Source organism: Pseudomonas sp. DY-1 (genome assembly GCF_003626975.1).
In the GTDB taxonomy this organism is placed as follows: Bacteria; Pseudomonadota; Gammaproteobacteria; order Pseudomonadales; family Pseudomonadaceae; genus Metapseudomonas.
This window is the reverse complement of sequence record NZ_CP032616.1, coordinates 764,014-779,090: the sequence shown is the minus strand read 5'-3', so window position 1 is coordinate 779,090 and position 15,077 is coordinate 764,014. Positions and strand designations below refer to the sequence as shown.

The 15,077-nt window shown below is 65.0% G+C and carries 11 protein-coding genes and 1 pseudogene; 11 read left to right on the top strand and 1 reads right to left on the bottom strand.

The features are described 5' to 3' along the window. The first annotated feature begins 64 nt into the window (after nucleotides 1–64). From D6Z43_RS03935 to D6Z43_RS03900, 9 genes and pseudogenes are all read left to right on the top strand, one after another. A complete protein-coding gene (locus D6Z43_RS03935) occupies nucleotides 65–1,573 on the top strand; it encodes a CoA-acylating methylmalonate-semialdehyde dehydrogenase (protein ID WP_120650621.1) in 1,509 nt (502 codons plus the stop codon). 45 nt (nucleotides 1,574–1,618) lie between these two features. After that, nucleotides 1,619–2,392: an enoyl-CoA hydratase gene (locus D6Z43_RS03930; protein WP_120650619.1), complete on the top strand. Its 774-nt coding sequence runs from the start codon at nucleotides 1,619–1,621 to the stop codon at nucleotides 2,390–2,392. Nucleotides 2,393–2,427: 35 nt separating this feature from the next. Next, on the top strand, nucleotides 2,428–3,318 hold the full coding sequence (gene mmsB, locus D6Z43_RS03925; RefSeq protein ID WP_120650617.1) for a 3-hydroxyisobutyrate dehydrogenase: 891 nt from the start codon (nucleotides 2,428–2,430) through the stop codon (nucleotides 3,316–3,318). Between the two features lie 2 nt (nucleotides 3,319–3,320). Beyond that, nucleotides 3,321–4,406 (top strand): enoyl-CoA hydratase/isomerase family protein, encoded by a 1,086-nt coding sequence (locus D6Z43_RS03920; protein WP_120650615.1) that lies wholly within the window; start codon nucleotides 3,321–3,323, stop codon nucleotides 4,404–4,406. Nucleotides 4,407–4,435: 29 nt separating this feature from the next. Beyond that, entirely contained in the window at nucleotides 4,436–5,587 is a 1,152-nt protein-coding gene (locus D6Z43_RS03915) for an acyl-CoA dehydrogenase family protein (protein WP_120650613.1), read from the top strand. 246 nt (nucleotides 5,588–5,833) lie between these two features. Then, nucleotides 5,834–6,607 (top strand): annotated as a pseudogene (locus D6Z43_RS28655) (cache domain-containing protein); the annotation flags it as partial. Nucleotides 6,608–6,730: 123 nt separating this feature from the next. Further along, complete coding sequence (locus D6Z43_RS28650) at nucleotides 6,731–7,465, top strand: methyl-accepting chemotaxis protein (RefSeq protein WP_371924401.1); 735 nt, start codon at nucleotides 6,731–6,733, stop codon at nucleotides 7,463–7,465. A 228-nt stretch (nucleotides 7,466–7,693) separates the two neighbouring features. Then, complete coding sequence (locus tag D6Z43_RS03905; protein WP_120650608.1) at nucleotides 7,694–9,184, top strand: aldehyde dehydrogenase; 1,491 nt, start codon at nucleotides 7,694–7,696, stop codon at nucleotides 9,182–9,184. A 163-nt stretch (nucleotides 9,185–9,347) separates the two neighbouring features. After that, nucleotides 9,348–9,620 (top strand): DUF4242 domain-containing protein, encoded by a 273-nt coding sequence (locus D6Z43_RS03900; RefSeq protein WP_120650606.1) that lies wholly within the window; start codon nucleotides 9,348–9,350, stop codon nucleotides 9,618–9,620. Nucleotides 9,621–9,677: 57 nt separating this feature from the next. Here D6Z43_RS03900 and D6Z43_RS03895 read toward each other — a convergent pair whose 3' ends face one another. After that, complete coding sequence (locus tag D6Z43_RS03895) at nucleotides 9,678–11,618, bottom strand: sigma-54-dependent Fis family transcriptional regulator (protein WP_256660942.1); 1,941 nt, start codon at nucleotides 11,616–11,618, stop codon at nucleotides 9,678–9,680. 270 nt (nucleotides 11,619–11,888) lie between these two features. Here D6Z43_RS03895 and D6Z43_RS03890 point away from each other — a divergent pair, with 270 nt between their 5' ends. Both D6Z43_RS03890 and D6Z43_RS03885 read left to right on the top strand, forming a co-directional pair. Then, on the top strand, nucleotides 11,889–12,821 hold the full coding sequence (locus tag D6Z43_RS03890; protein ID WP_120650603.1) for a transporter: 933 nt from the start codon (nucleotides 11,889–11,891) through the stop codon (nucleotides 12,819–12,821). Between the two features lie 84 nt (nucleotides 12,822–12,905). Next, nucleotides 12,906–15,017, top strand: a complete 2,112-nt coding sequence (locus tag D6Z43_RS03885; RefSeq protein WP_256660941.1) for a PQQ-dependent dehydrogenase, methanol/ethanol family — start codon at nucleotides 12,906–12,908, stop codon at nucleotides 15,015–15,017. Nucleotides 15,018–15,077 lie beyond the last annotated feature (60 nt).

Here is a 15,077-nt window from a genome sequence, read left to right as displayed (position 1 = left end):
GACCGCTCGGACGACTTGCCCGAGGGGCCTCACTCGACCCAACGAAAGCAGGCAGGACCCATACATGACCTCTTCCAGCGTTCCCAGCGTCAAGCTGCTCATCAACGGTGAATTCGTCGAATCCAAGTCCCAGCAGTGGCGCGACGTGGTCAACCCGGCGACCCAGGAAGTCCTGGCCCGCGTACCCTTCGCCACCCAGGACGAGATGAACGCCGCTGTTGCCGCCGCCCAGGACGCCTTCAAGACCTGGCGCAAGACCCCGATCGGCGCACGCGCCCGCATCTTCCTCAAGTACCAGCAGCTGATCCGCGAGAACATCAAGGAGCTGGCCGCCCTGCTCACCGCCGAACAGGGCAAGACCCTGCCGGACGCTGAGGGCGACGTCTTTCGTGGCCTTGAAGTGGTAGAACACGCCGCCAACATCGGCACCCTGCAGATGGGCGAACTGGCCAACAACGTCGCCAACGGCGTGGACACCTACACCCTGCTGCAGCCGATCGGCGTGTGCGCCGGCATCACCCCGTTCAACTTCCCGGCGATGATTCCGCTGTGGATGTTCCCCATGGCCATCGCCTGCGGCAACACCTTCGTCCTCAAGCCCTCCGAGCAGGACCCGCTGGTGACCATGCGCCTGGTCGAACTGGCGCTGGAAGCCGGCATCCCGAAAGGCGTGCTGAACGTGATCCACGGCGGCGTCGATGCGGTGAACCTGATCTGCGACCACCCGGACATCAAGGCTGTGTCCTTCGTCGGCTCCACCAAGGTCGGCACCCACGTCTACAACCGCGCCTCGCTGAACGGCAAGCGTGCGCAATGCATGATGGGCGCGAAGAACCACGCCATCGTCCTGCCCGACGCCAACAAGCAGCAGACCCTGAATAACCTGCTGGGCGCGTCCTTCGGCGCCGCCGGCCAGCGCTGCATGGCCCTGCCGGTGGTGATCCTGGTGGGCGAGGCGCAAGCCTGGCTGCCGGACCTGGTGGAAAAGGCCAAGACCCTCAAGGTGAGTGCCGGTGTCGAGCCGGGCACCGACATCGGCCCAGTGGTCTCCTGCTCCGCACTGGACCGCATCAGTGGCCTGATCGCCACGGGTATCGAGGAAGGCGCCAAGCTGGTGCTCGATGGCCGCAACCCGAGCGTACCTGGCTATGAGGACGGCAACTTCGTCGGCCCGACCATCTTCTCCGGCGTGACCACGGAAATGACCATCTACCGCGAAGAAATCTTCGGGCCGGTGCTCTGCGTGGTGAACGCCGCCAGCCTGGATGAGGCCATCGCCTTCATCAACGCCAACCCCAACGGCAACGGCACCGCTCTATTCACCCGCTCCGGTGCTGCCGCGCGGCACTTCCAGGAAGAGATCGACGTCGGCCAGGTCGGCATCAACGTACCGATCCCGGTGCCGGTCCCGCTGTTCTCCTTCAGCGGCTCCCGCGCCTCCAAGCTGGGTGACCTCGGCCCCTACGGCAAGCAGGTGGTGCTGTTCTACACCCAGACCAAGACCATCACCCAACGCTGGTTCGATGAAGACGATGTCGGCGGCGCGGTGAACACCACCATCACCCTGAAATGATCCCTCCGGGCCGGCGCCTCGCGCCGGCCCGCCTGGAGTAATGCCATGGAATACGAAACCATCCTGGTCTCCGTGCAGGACCGCGTCGGCCTGATCACGCTGAACCGCCCCAAGGCGCTCAACGCCCTCAACTCGCAGCTGGTCGCCGAGCTGAACCAGGCCCTTGACGGCCTGGAGGCCGATCCGGAGGTCGGCTGCCTGGTGATCACCGGGTCGGCCAAAGCCTTCGCCGCCGGTGCCGACATCAAGGAGATGTCCGCCTTCGGCTTCCCGCAGATCTACCTGGATGACTTCTTCGCCGCCGCCGACCGCATCGGCGCACGGCGCAAGCCGCTGATCGCGGCGGTCGCCGGCTACGCCCTGGGCGGCGGCTGCGAGCTGGCGCTGATGTGCGACTTCATCTACGCCGCCGAGAACGCCCGCTTCGGCCTTCCGGAGCTGACCCTGGGCGTGATCCCGGGCATCGGTGGCACCCAGCGCCTGACCCATGCCCTGGGTAAGTCCAAGGCGATGGAACTGTGCCTCACCGGCCGCCAGCTGACCGCTGAGGAAGCTGAACGCGCCGGCCTGGTAGCCCGCGTCCTGCCAGCCGAAGCCCTGCTGGACGAGACCCTGGCCGCGGCCCGTGGAATAGCCAGTAAATCGCTGCCCGCCGCCATGATGACCAAGGAGTGCGTCAACCGCGCCTTCGAGCTGGGACTCAATGAAGGCGTGCGCTTCGAAAGGCGGCTGTTCCATTCGCTGTTCGCCAGCGCCGACCAGAAGGAAGGCATGAATGCCTTCGTGGAAAAGCGCGCACCGAACTTCACCCACCGTTGACCGCCCTCCCGGCCCAATTTCAAGAGGACACCAGCATGCATATCGGATTTCTTGGTCTCGGCAACATGGGCGGCCCCATGGCCCGCAACCTGCTCAAGGCCGGCCACACGCTCACCGTGTTCGACCCCTCGCCGCTGGCGACTGCCGCGCTCGTGGAGCTCGGTGCGCGTACGACCAACAGCCCGGCGGAGCTCGCCCGTGACGGTGTTGCCGCGATCATCACCATGCTGCCCACCGCCGCTCACGTGAAGGCCGTCTACTTGGGCGTCGATGGGCTGCTGGCCAACATCGGCCCGGGTGTACTGCTGATCGACAGCTCCACCATCGACCCACTGAGTGCCCGCGACGTCGCCAAGGCGGCCGCCGCCCAGGGCAATCCCATGCTCGATGCGCCGGTCTCCGGCGGCACCGGCGGTGCAGCGGCCGGCACCCTGACCTTCATGGTCGGCGGCACGGCCAGCGCCTTCGACCAGGCCCACCCGCTGCTCGCCGCCATGGGCAAGAACATCGTCCACTGTGGGGACACCGGCAACGGCCAAGTCGCCAAGATCGCCAACAACATGCTGCTCGGCATCTCCATGGTCGGCGTCGCCGAAGCCATGGCTCTGGGCGTCGCCCTCGGCATGGATGCAAAAGTGCTGGCGGGCATCATCAACACCTCCAGCGGCCGCTGCTGGAGCTCGGAGATCAACAACCCGTTCCCCGGCGTACTGGAAAATGCCCCCGCCTCGCGCGGTTACAGCGGCGGCTTCGGCACCGACCTGATGCTCAAGGACCTGGGACTGGCCACCGAGGCCGCGCGCCACGCGAAACAACCGGTCGTGCTCGGCGCCGCCGCCCAGCAGCTGTATCAGACCTTCAGCCTGCAAGGGTACGGCGGGCTCGACTTCTCCGCGATCATCAACCTGTTCCGTCGGGAAGCCTGAGCATGAGTGACGAGGCGCCCATCCTGGCCAGCGTGCGCAACCGCGTCGGCCACCTCACGCTGAACCGCCCGGCCGGGCTCAATGCCCTGACCCTGCCCATGGTGCGCCAGCTACATCGTCACCTGTGGGCCTGGGAGCTGGACCCGGACATCGTCGCCGTGGTCATTCGCGGCGCCGGTGAGAAGGCCTTCTGCGCGGGTGGCGACATCCGCATGCTGTACGAGAGCCATGCAGCCGGTGACAACCAGCACAAGGTGTTCCTCGAAGAGGAGTATGCGCTCGACGAGTACCTGCACAACTACGCCAAGCCGGTCCTGGCGCTGCTGGACGGTTTCGTCCTCGGCGGCGGCATGGGACTGGCGCAGGCCGCCTCATTGCGCGTCATCACCGAGCGCACCCGCATGGGCATGCCGGAGGTCGGCATCGGCTTCTTCCCGGACGTCGGCGGCAGTTACTTCCTGCCTCGCCTGCCGGGCGAGCTGGGTATCTACCTGGGCGTCACCGGCTGCCAGGTGCGCGCGGCCGATGCGTTGTATGCCGGCTTCGCCGACTACTGCCTGCCCAGCGAACGCATCGCGGAGCTGGACCAGGCACTGGACACCCTGAAATGGAGCTATGCGCCGAGGGAGAACCTCGCGCAGTTACTCGGTTGCCTGGCCGCCGAGCGCATTCCCGGCTCGGAGCTGAAAGCGCTGCGACCGGCTATCGACCGGCATTTCTCACTGCCGGATATCACTGCCATCCGCCAATCGCTGCTGGCCGAGGATTGCGCTGAATACTCCGACTGGGCCGAGGAAACCGTGCGCGTGCTGGACAGCCGCTCTCCCCTGGCGATGGCCGTGACCCTGGAACTGCTGCGCCGGGGCCGTCATCTGTCGCTGGGTGATTGCTTCGCCCTGGAGCTGCACCTGGACGACCAGTGGTTCGACAAGGGCGACCTGATCGAGGGTATCCGCGCCCTGATCATCGACAAGGACAAGACGCCACGCTGGAACCCGCCGACCCTGGCGGAGCTGACGCAAGAACGGGTGCTGTCCTTCTTCAGCGGCTTCCCGAGCGCAGCCAGCAAACCTCTTCGCACCGCCTGACGGTGCCATCCTGCGGGAGAACAAGCACGATGCATGACCTCGAACTCACCGAAGAACAGCGCATGATCCGCGACATGGCGCGAGATTTTGCCCGCGCTGAAGTGGCACCCCGCGCCCAGGCCTGGGAAAAGGCCGGCTGGATCGACGACGAACTGGTACGCCAGATGGGCGAACTGGGCCTGCTCGGCATGGTGGTGCCAGAGCAGTGGGGCGGCACCTACATCGACTATGTCGCCTACGCCCTGGCGGTAGAGGAAATCTCCGCCGGCGACGCCGCCCTCGGTGCGCTGATGAGCATCCACAACTCGGTCGGCTGCGGCCCGATCCTCAACTACGGTAGCGAGGCGCAGAAGGACCAGTGGCTGCCGGCCCTGGCCAGTGGCGCGGCGATAGGCTGCTTCTGCCTGACCGAACCCCAGGCGGGCTCCGAGGCGCACAACCTGCGCACCCGTGCCGAGCTGGTGGATGGCCACTGGGTGCTCAACGGCGCCAAGCAGTTCGTCAGCAACGGCAAACGGGCCAAGCTCGCCATTGTCTTCGCAGTGACCGACCCGGAGCTGGGCAAGAAAGGCCTCTCCGCCTTCCTGGTACCCACGGACACGCCCGGTTTCGACGTCGACCGCAGCGAACACAAGATGGGCATCAAGGCCTCGGACACCTGCGCCGTGACCCTGAGCAACTGCGTGGTGCCGGAAGCCAACCTGTTGGGCCAACGCGGCAAAGGCCTCGCTATCGCCCTGTCGAACCTCGAAGGTGGCCGCATCGGCATCGCTGCCCAGGCCCTCGGCATTGCCCGGGCGGCCTTCGAAGCGGCGCTGGGCTATGCACGCGAGCGGGTGCAGTTCGGCAAGCCGATCATTGAGCACCAGAGCATCGGCAACCTGCTGGCGGACATGCAGACCCGCATCAATGCCGCTCACCTGATGATCCTGCATGCCGCTCGCCTGAAGAGCGCCGGCCTCCCCTGCCTGTCGGAAGCCTCGCAGGCCAAGCTGTTCGCCTCGGAAATCGCCGAGCAGGTGTGCTCCAGCGCCATCCAGGTCCATGGCGGCTATGGCTACCTGGAGGACTACCCGGTGGAGAAGTACTACCGGGATGCGCGAATCACGCAGATCTACGAAGGGTCCAGCGAAGTGCAGCGCCTCGTGATTGCCCGCGAACTGGCCAGCTATCAACTCTGAGTCACCCACGTTTTCCGGGCGTCTCCGCTCCCGTGGAGCGCCCGGTTTTTTTCGGGCTCGATTTCACCCTTCCTCCACACGCTGTCTTGCGGTGGCATGAGACAACCCGGTGTCTCAATCGGAGCCGGCAGCCCTGCCTGGGAACGACCCCAGCCTGATGGCCCGCACACGCCAGTTCGACAAGGTCCATGACTGGCACAGGCCTTGCTCCGGCCGCCGGAGACCCACAACAAGAAGCCAACTGCCATGCCCAACCTGCGCCATATCGCTATTAGTCACCGCCTGTGGCTGATCCTTTCGACCTCCCTGCTGGTACTGCTCGCCTTGGCCGGGCTGATGCTCAGCCAGAACCTCTCCGACCTGCACGCCGCCAAGGCCCTGAAGACCCGCCATGTCGTCGAGACCGCCGGCAGCATCCTGCGCTACTACCAGGGGCTGGAAAGCACCGGCAAGCTCAGCCGCGAAGAAGCCCAGCGGCAGGCCATCGAACTGATGCGCAGCCTGCGCTACAACGGTGAAGACTATTTCTGGCTAGAGGGCCTGGACACGCGCATGGTCATGCACCCCAGCGCCAAGGTCGAAGGCAAGGTCATGACCGGCACGCGGGACCCGGACGGCAAACGGCTGTTCGACGACATGGTGGCTGTCGCCAAGCGCGATGGCGCCGGTCTGGTCCATTACAGTTGGCCGCGTCCCGGCTCCGACGAGCCGGTGCCGAAGGTCTCCTACGTCGAACTGTTCCAGCCCTGGGGCTGGATAGTCGGCTCGGGCATCTACGTCGACGACGTGCAGGTCGAGTTCCGCGCGCACGCCCTCAACACCCTCGGCATCCTGTTGCTGACGGGCCTGCTGCTCTCCGTCCTGATCATGCTGATCGCCCGCAGCATCGCTTCACCGCTGGACCAGGCGGTCAATGCCATGGCCAACATCGCCAGCGGCGAGGCTGACCTCACCCGTAGTCTCGATGAACACTGGAGTGACGAGTTGACCGCCCTGGGCACACATTTCAACGCCTTCACCCGCAAGCTGCGCGGCGTCATCGGCCATTCGCTGGAAACCGCCGACTCGCTCGACCGTGCCTCACAATCCCTGGGGGTCATCGCCGACGACACCCAGCGCCAGAGCCAGCAACAATCGCAACAGATGGAATTGGTCGCCACCGCGGTCCAGGAGCTTTCCTATGCCGTGCAGGAGGTGGCGCGTAACGCCGAACAAGCCTCCAGCGAAATGCTCGACGCCGAAGAACAAGCGCTGCGTGCCCAGGACAATATCGGCAGCAGCCTGCAACAAATCGACCAGCTCTCGGGCACCATCGGCAAGGCGGTCGACGTCATCCAGTCCCTGGCCCATGAAAGCGCGCAGATCGGCACCGTGTTGGAAGTCATCCGCGCCATCGCCGAACAGACCAACCTGCTGGCCCTTAACGCCGCCATCGAAGCCGCGCGCGCCGGTGAACAGGGGCGCGGCTTCGCCGTGGTCGCCGACGAGGTGCGGCTGCTGGCGCAACGCACGCAGAAATCAACTGCCGAAATCCAGACGATGATCGAGCGCCTGCAAGCCAACTCCGAAGCCGCCGTGCAGGTCATCGACGAAAGCAGCCAGGCGTCGGCGCTGACCGTCGAACAGGCTCGCCTGGCAGGCCGGAGCCTGGAGCAGATTGCCCAGTCGCTGCGTAACCTGACAGGCCTGAACGCCTCGATTGCCAGCGCCACCCTGGAGCAGTCCCAGGTGGTCGAGGACATCAACCTGAACGTGACGCAGGCGGCCTCCCTGGCGGAGGAAAGTGCCCTCGCCGCCAGCCAGTCCAATGCGGCGAGCCATCAGCTCGGAACGCTGGCCAACCAGTTGAACCAGACCCTGAAACAGTTCCGGGTGTAGCCCCACGCTGGCATCTACGGCTTCGCTCCGAACCGGCCCGGCTGAAGCGAGACAGCCGGGCTGTCTCATTCAGAGACACCTGCCCCAGTCCGGCACAACCCTGCCGAATCGATGCGTTGCGCAGAGGACGTCTCTACCTCCGCGCCCGGCGTCCTGCCTGGCCTGCAGGGGCGCTGGCACAGGCCTTGCTCCCGCTGGGCCAGACACCAACAACAAGAGGCCCCGCCCATGCAGACTCCCCCAATTCTTCCGCAAACCCGCTCCTTCCTGGACCGCCCCCATCGGATGCTGATCGGTGCCCAATGGCAGGACGCCGCCAGCGGCAACACCATGAGTTTCCGTAATCCTGCGACCGGCGAAATCCTCGGTGAAGTGCCCTCCGCCACCGCCGAGGATGTGGACCGCGCCGTGCAGGCCGCGCGCCAGGCCTTCGATGATTCCGCCTGGAGCCGCATGCGTCCGCGCGAGCGGCAGAACCTGCTGTGGCGCCTGGCCGACCTGATGGAGCGCGACGCCCAGGAACTCGCCGAACTGGAGTGCCTGAACAACGGCAAGAGCGCCGCCGTGGCCCAGGTCATGGACGTGCAACTGGCCATCGACTTCCTCCGCTACATGGCCGGCTGGGCCACCAAGATCGAAGGCACCACGGTCGACCCGTCCCTGCCGCTGATGCCGGGCGACCAGTTCCACGGCTACATCCGCCGCGAAGCGGTGGGCGTGGTCGGCGCCATCGTCGCCTGGAACTTCCCCCTGCTGCTGGCCTGCTGGAAGCTCGGCCCGGCGCTCGCCACCGGCTGCACCGTGATCCTCAAGCCCGCCGATGAAACCCCGCTGACCGCCCTCAAGCTGGCCGAACTGGTGCTGGAAGCCGGCTACCCGGCCGGGGTGTTCAACGTCATCACCGGCACCGGCCTGAATGCCGGCGTCGCCCTCACCCGCCATCCGGGCGTGGACAAGCTGACCTTCACCGGCTCCACCGAAGTCGGTAAGCAGATCGGCAAGGCGGCCATGGACAACATGACCCGCGTGACCCTGGAACTCGGCGGCAAGTCGCCGACCATCGTCATGCCCGACGCCAACCTCGCCGAAGCCGCCGCCGGAGCCGCCAGCGCGATCTTCTTCAACCAGGGCCAGGTCTGCTGCGCCGGCTCGCGCCTGTATGTGCACCGCAAGCACTTCGACAACGTGATCGCCGACATCGCTGGCATCGCCAACGGCATGAAGCTCGGCAACGGCCTCGATCCCAGCGTGCAGATGGGCCCGCTGGTCTCCGCCAAGCAGCAGGACCGCGTCACCGGCTACATCAACCTCGGCCGCGAACTGGGCGCCACCATCGCCTGCGGCGGCGAAGGCTTCGGCCCCGGCTACTTCGTCAAGCCGACCGTGATCGTCGACGTCGACCAGCAGCACCGCCTGGTGCAGGAAGAAATCTTCGGCCCGGTGCTGGTGGCCATGCCCTTCGACGACATCGACGAAGTGGTGCGCATGGCCAACGACAACCCCTACGGCCTCGGCGCCAGCATCTGGTCCAACGACCTCTCGGCGGTGCACCGGATGATTCCGCGCATCAAGTCCGGCTCGGTCTGGGTCAACTGCCACAGCGCCCTCGACCCGGCCCTGCCCTTCGGCGGCTACAAGCTCTCCGGCGTCGGCCGCGAAATGGGCGCGGCAGCCATCGAGCACTACACCGAGCTGAAGTCGGTGCTGATCAAGCTCTGAGGGCTCCTGTGGGAGCGATTTCAATCGCGAATGAATTCGCTCCAACAAGGGTGCCAAGCGACCATTCGGCACCCGGTCCGACACCGTTGTGTGGGTGAAAAAAGCGCCATCCACCCTACGACACAAGCGTCACCAGACAACCCACAACAAGAAGGAAAAAACCATGCCGAACTACGTCATCGAACGCGACATCCCCGATGCGGGAAAGCTCACGATCAAGGAGCTTCAGGCCATCTCGCAGAAGTCATGCGCCGTGCTCAGCGCCATGGGGCCACAGATTCAGTGGCTGCACAGCTACGTGACGGACGACAAGGTCTATTGCGTGTACCGCGCGGATAACGAAGAACTGGTCCGCGAACATGCCGAGCAAGGTGGCTTCCCGGCCAATCGTGTCTCCGAAGTTCGCGGAATCATCGACCCGACCACTGCCCGCTGACGCGCCGACCAGACGGCAAGGCTGCACCCGTTGCCGCGTGCGGTCTTGCCCTGAACCTCACTCCTCTCCCATCGCCTTCAGCTTGCGGTACAAGGTTGCCCGTCCAATCCCCAGGCTACGGGCGGCAGCCGAGAGATTGCCCTGGCAGGCATCGATGGCGGCACGGATCGCGCGCTGCTCGGATGCCAGCAAGGTATCCCCCGCCAGTGATTGAGGTGCGGCGGCCGGCGCCGGTTCTGCCCGGCTTGCCGACGCCTTCGCGATGGCCGGCAGCACTTCGTCGGGCAAGTGTCGAAGCCCGATCCAACCCTCGTCTTCGGCCAGCGCGGCAGCGAGCCGGAGCGTCTGATGGAGCTGCCGGATATTCCCCGGCCAGCTGTAGCTCAGCAGGGCCTGCAATGCGGATTCCTCCAACGCCAGCGGCGCATGGGATGCCGTCTCGCTCTGCAGCAAGCGCTGGATCAGTAGCGCCAGATCGGTACGTTCGCGCAGGGCCGGCAAGGTGACCCGCAAACCGTTAATCCGGTAGTAGAGGTCCTCACGGAAACCCTGCTCCTGCGACAGCTGTGCCAGATCTCGGTGGGTGGCACAGATCAGCGCGCAATCCACTTTGATAACGGCAGTGCTGCCGAGACGGCTCAGGCTCCGCTCCTGCAGCACGCGCAACAGGCGCCCCTGCAGTTCCAGCGGCATGTCGCCGATCTCGTCGAGGAACAGGGTGCCCTGGTGCGCCTGCTCGATCTTGCCGGCCGCCCCGCCCTTGCGGCTGCCGGTGAAGGCACCCTCAACATGACCGAACAGCTCCGATTCGATCAGGCTCGCCGGAATCGACGAACAGTTGATCGCCACGAAGGGACCACTGGCGCGGGCACTGCCCTCGTGCAGCAGGCGTGCGAACACCTCCTTGCCGGTGCCGGTCTCGCCGTTGATCAGCACCGGGATATCCCGTGCGAAGGCCTTGCGGGCACGCTCCAGCGCAGAACTGACCGCCGGGTCTTCGAGGCACGGCCCCTGCACGGCGAGGGGGCGGCGCTCGGCGGTGGTGAAGGTGCGCGGCGGCTCCTGCAACTGACTGGCCTTCTTCTCCGGTGAGGTGGTGAGGCAGGCGTGCAGCTGGCAGCCCCACTGGGTCTGCATGCGGAATGGCACGCTGAGGTCGTAGCGGCGATAGCAGACGGCATGGGCGAAAGGCATGTCGAACAGCTCGTTGAAATCCATGCCCCGCTTCAACCCCGGCGACGAGAATATCTGCGTGGCGATGCGATTGGCCCCTTTCAGCTTTCCGACCGGATCGAACGCCAGCAGCCCCTCCATGGGGGTGCCGAGAATGTCCAGCCGGTAGTGCAAATGCACCAGCAGGACATTCCCCAACTCCATGAACATCCGCCGTTCGATGGCGCGGGCCGCGATGACCAGGGACTCCAGGCAATAGAGGGAAGTCGCCGGCCCTTTGCGGCTGGCATCCAGCACGCCGACTATTCCGCCATCGAGGCCGAAGATCGGGGTGGCCATGCAAGTGAAGGCATGGGCCTCCTCCAGGTAATGGTCGGCGCCAGCCACGACGACGGTTTCCCGCTCTTCCAGGGCGCAACTCGGCCCGGTGGTGCCCACCAGCGTTTCGAGGAACTGCGCGCCGGGCCGGAAAACCTGGTTGAGCTCCTGGCTGGCGCTGTTGCACTTGCCGATCGAGTTGAGCACCACGCCCTCCATGTCGATGCAGGCAAGTACCCAGTCCTTCGGCGCAAGCGCTCCGTGCAACTGCTCCATCTCGGGCTTCGCGGCGCCGAGAAGCGTCCCTCCGTGTTCCTGGATGTCCTTTGGACGGACCACGACCGGAGCATCGAAGAGCACCCGGTCGCGAGGCGAAATTCCGTAATGCTGGGAGCGCTCCCACGAGCGTGCGATCAACTGCGATCCGAAGGCCGGCCTGCGGCCCTCAGGCGACATGAGAACCGTCCTGCCTTCAGTGGCGGGAATGGGGTCATCGGGCTTGCTCATGGCTCATCCTCGAAACGGTTGTATCAGACCGGTACAGCATTGCCGCCCTGCAACTGGCTCAGAGTGAGACAGCGAGACGGTGCAACCTTCCTGGAACTTCCAACCGCCAATTGCATTTTTATACAAGCCATTGATTTTCAAGCACTAATTAGAACTTAAAACAATATGGCACAGGTCCTGCTGAACAGCTGATGCGTTTCTGGTTGTTCTTTCAAGTAAAGGCCAGAGAACAGCAATCAATGATAAACAAAAACAATAAAAGGTGATGTCATGACGAAGAGCGGTAAAGCTCGTCTCGCCTGTTCCAGCAGCACGCACAAGACCGCTGTTTCCAGGGCCCTGGCCCTGACCACCAGCCTCGGTCTCGCAGCCGGATTCACCCCTGCCGCCCACGCTTTGGATGTGGATGCAGGCGACTACACGGCCTTGCCCGAAGGCACCAACCTCGGCCTGCTGTATTACCAACACGCCGAACGCAACGCGCTGTACGCCAACGGCCACAAGGCTCCCATCGACGCAGGCCTGGATTCGGACGTGGGCATCCTCCGGGGTGTGCACTTCATGAAGCTCGGCGACTACATCATCGATCCGCAGTTTCTCCTGCCCTTTGGCAATCTGCGTGCCAAGGACGATCTCAAGGGCCTGGGGAGCGATAGCGGCACCGGCGACCTGATCCTCGCGTCCACCATCTGGCTGGTGAACGACCCGGCCAAGCGTCGCTACTTCGGTATCACGCCGTTCATCTTTGCGCCGACCGGCAGCTACGACAACGACCAGCCGATAAACCTCGGCGAGAACCGCTGGAAGTTCACCCTCCAGGCCGGCTACATCACCGGCCTCACCGACAAGCTAACCCTTGATCTGGTGGGCGACGTGACCTTCTTCGGCGACAACGACGACTACGGTCCGGACAGCGTGACACGCAAGCAGTCGGAGCTTTATCAGGGCCAGGCTTTCCTGCGCTACAACTTCACTGAGCGCTTCGATATCCGTGCAGGCATATCCAGGACCTGGGGCGGGGAAAACGAAGTCGACGGCATCGATCTGAACGACGAACCCGATACCAGCAAATACAACATCGGCGCCTCCTACTTCATCACGCCCACCACCCAGGTGCTGGCGACCTACGGGCAGGACCTGTCCGTCGAGAACGGGTTCGAGGAAGACAACCGCATCAACCTGCGACTGCTGCAGGTGTTCTGACCTTTCGCCAGCCGACCGCCTGATTCATATCGGATGAGCGAAAGCACTCCGCCCATAACAAGCACATCAAGGAGTCCTGCGTAAATGTCCAACACGCAGCCCATGCACAGAAACCGTACCCGCCTCGCCGCCGCCCTGCTCGTCGCCCTGCTGGGGCCAGCCGCCTACGCGGCTCCCGTCGACCAGGCCGCCATTCTCGCCAGCGAGAAAGATGGCAGCGAATGGCTCAGCCACGGTCGTACCTATGACGAACAGCGCTTCAGCCCCCTGAAGCAGATCACTGCCGACAACGTCGGCAAGCTCGGCCTCTCCTGGTACATCGACCTCGATAACCACCGTGGACTGGAAGCGACCCCGCTGTTCTCCGACGGCGTGCTCTACGCCTCGCTTTCCTGGAGCCGCGCCATCGCCGTCGACGTGGCCACTGGCAAGGTCCTCTGGACCTTCGATCCGCAGATCGAACGCGGCAAGGCCCGCGACGCTTGCTGCGATGCCGTCAACCGCGGCGTCGCGCTGTGGAATGGCAAGATCTACATCGGCACTCTCGATGGCCGCCTGATCGCCTTGGACGCCAAGACCGGCCGGGAAGTCTGGAGCCAGCAGACCACCGACAACAGCAAGCCCTACACCATCACCGGCGCGCCGCGCGTGGTGAAGGGCAAGGTGATCATCGGCACCAGCGGCGCGGAGTATGGCGTGCGCGGCTACTTCTCCGCCTACGACGCCGAGACCGGCAAGATGGCCTGGCGCTTCTACACCGTGCCCGGCGACCCGGCCAAGCCCTACGAGCATCCGGAGCTGGCCGAAGCAGCCAAGACCTGGAAAGGCGACGAGTACTGGAAAGGCGGCGGTGGTGGCACCGTCTGGGACGGCATGGCCTACGACCCCGACCTGGAGCTGCTCTACATCGGCACCGGCAACGGCTCGCCGTGGAACCGAGAACTGCGCAGCCCTGGCGGTGGCGACAACCTCTACCTGTCGTCGATCCTCGCCGTGGACCCGGACACCGGCAAACTGGCCTGGCACTACCAGACCACCCCGGGCGAGACCTGGGACTTCACCGCGACCCAGCAACTCACCCTGGCGACCCTGGAGCTCGACGGCAAGCCCCGCAAGGTGATCATGCAGGCGCCGAAGAACGGTTTCTTCTACGTGCTCGATCGCGAAACCGGCAAGCTCCTGTCCGCCGAGAAGTTCGGCAAGGTGACCTGGGCCGAGCGCGTCGACCTGGCGACCGGCCGTCCGGTGGAGGTACCGGGTGCGCGCTACGAGAAAGAGCCCGTGGTGATGTGGCCGAGCCCGTTCGGCGCCCACAGCTGGCACTCGATGTCCTACAACCCGCAGACCGGACTGGTGTACATCCCCTACCAGGAAATCCCAGGCGTCTACCGCAACGAAGGCAAGGACTTCGTTCGCCGCAAGGGTTTCAACACCGGTGCCGGTTTCTCCGACGCCACCGAGATTCCGCGCGAGGCGGTGTCCGGTGCGCTGCTGGCCTGGGACCCGGTGAAGCAGAAGGAAGCCTGGCGCGTGCCCTACCCGCACTACTGGAACGGCGGCACCCTGAGCACCGCGGGTAACCTGGTGTTCCAGGGCACGGCCGCCGGCAACCTGGTGGCCTACTCGGCCGACAAGGGCAAGCAGCTCTGGTCCTTCGCCGCCCAGACCGGCATCGTCGCCGCGCCCATGACCTACAGCTACAAGGGCGAACAGTACGTGGCGATCATGGCCGGCTGGGGCGGTGTCGCCCCGCTGATTGGCGGCGATGCGGCGAAAGCGCCGGGCGTCGGCAACGTCAGCCGCCTGCTGGTGTTCAAGCTGGACGGCAAGGCCAGCCTGCCGCCGCTTCCGGAGAAACAAGTCGCCGCCCTCACCCGCATCCCGCAACCGGTCCACGCCAGTGAAGCCGACCTTAAAGCTGGCCAGCAGTTGTACGGCAGCTACTGCTCCGTGTGCCATGGCGTCGGGGCGATGAGCGGCGGGCTGGTGCCTGACCTGCGCAAATCCGACGAGTCGCGCCGCAGCCTGTTCCAGCAGATCGTCCGGGAAGGCGTGCTGCGTCCTCTGGGCATGCCATCCTTCGGGGACACTTTGACGGCGGACGAGGTCGAAAAAATCAAGGCCTACGTCATGAGTCGCGAGTACGCGGACTACACGAAGGAGCAGCAGTCGACCGCTGCGAAAGAAAAACCGTGATCGGACCAGGCAAGGCGGCCGCGACCGCACCGCCTTGCCTGGCCAGCACAGACGAAGATT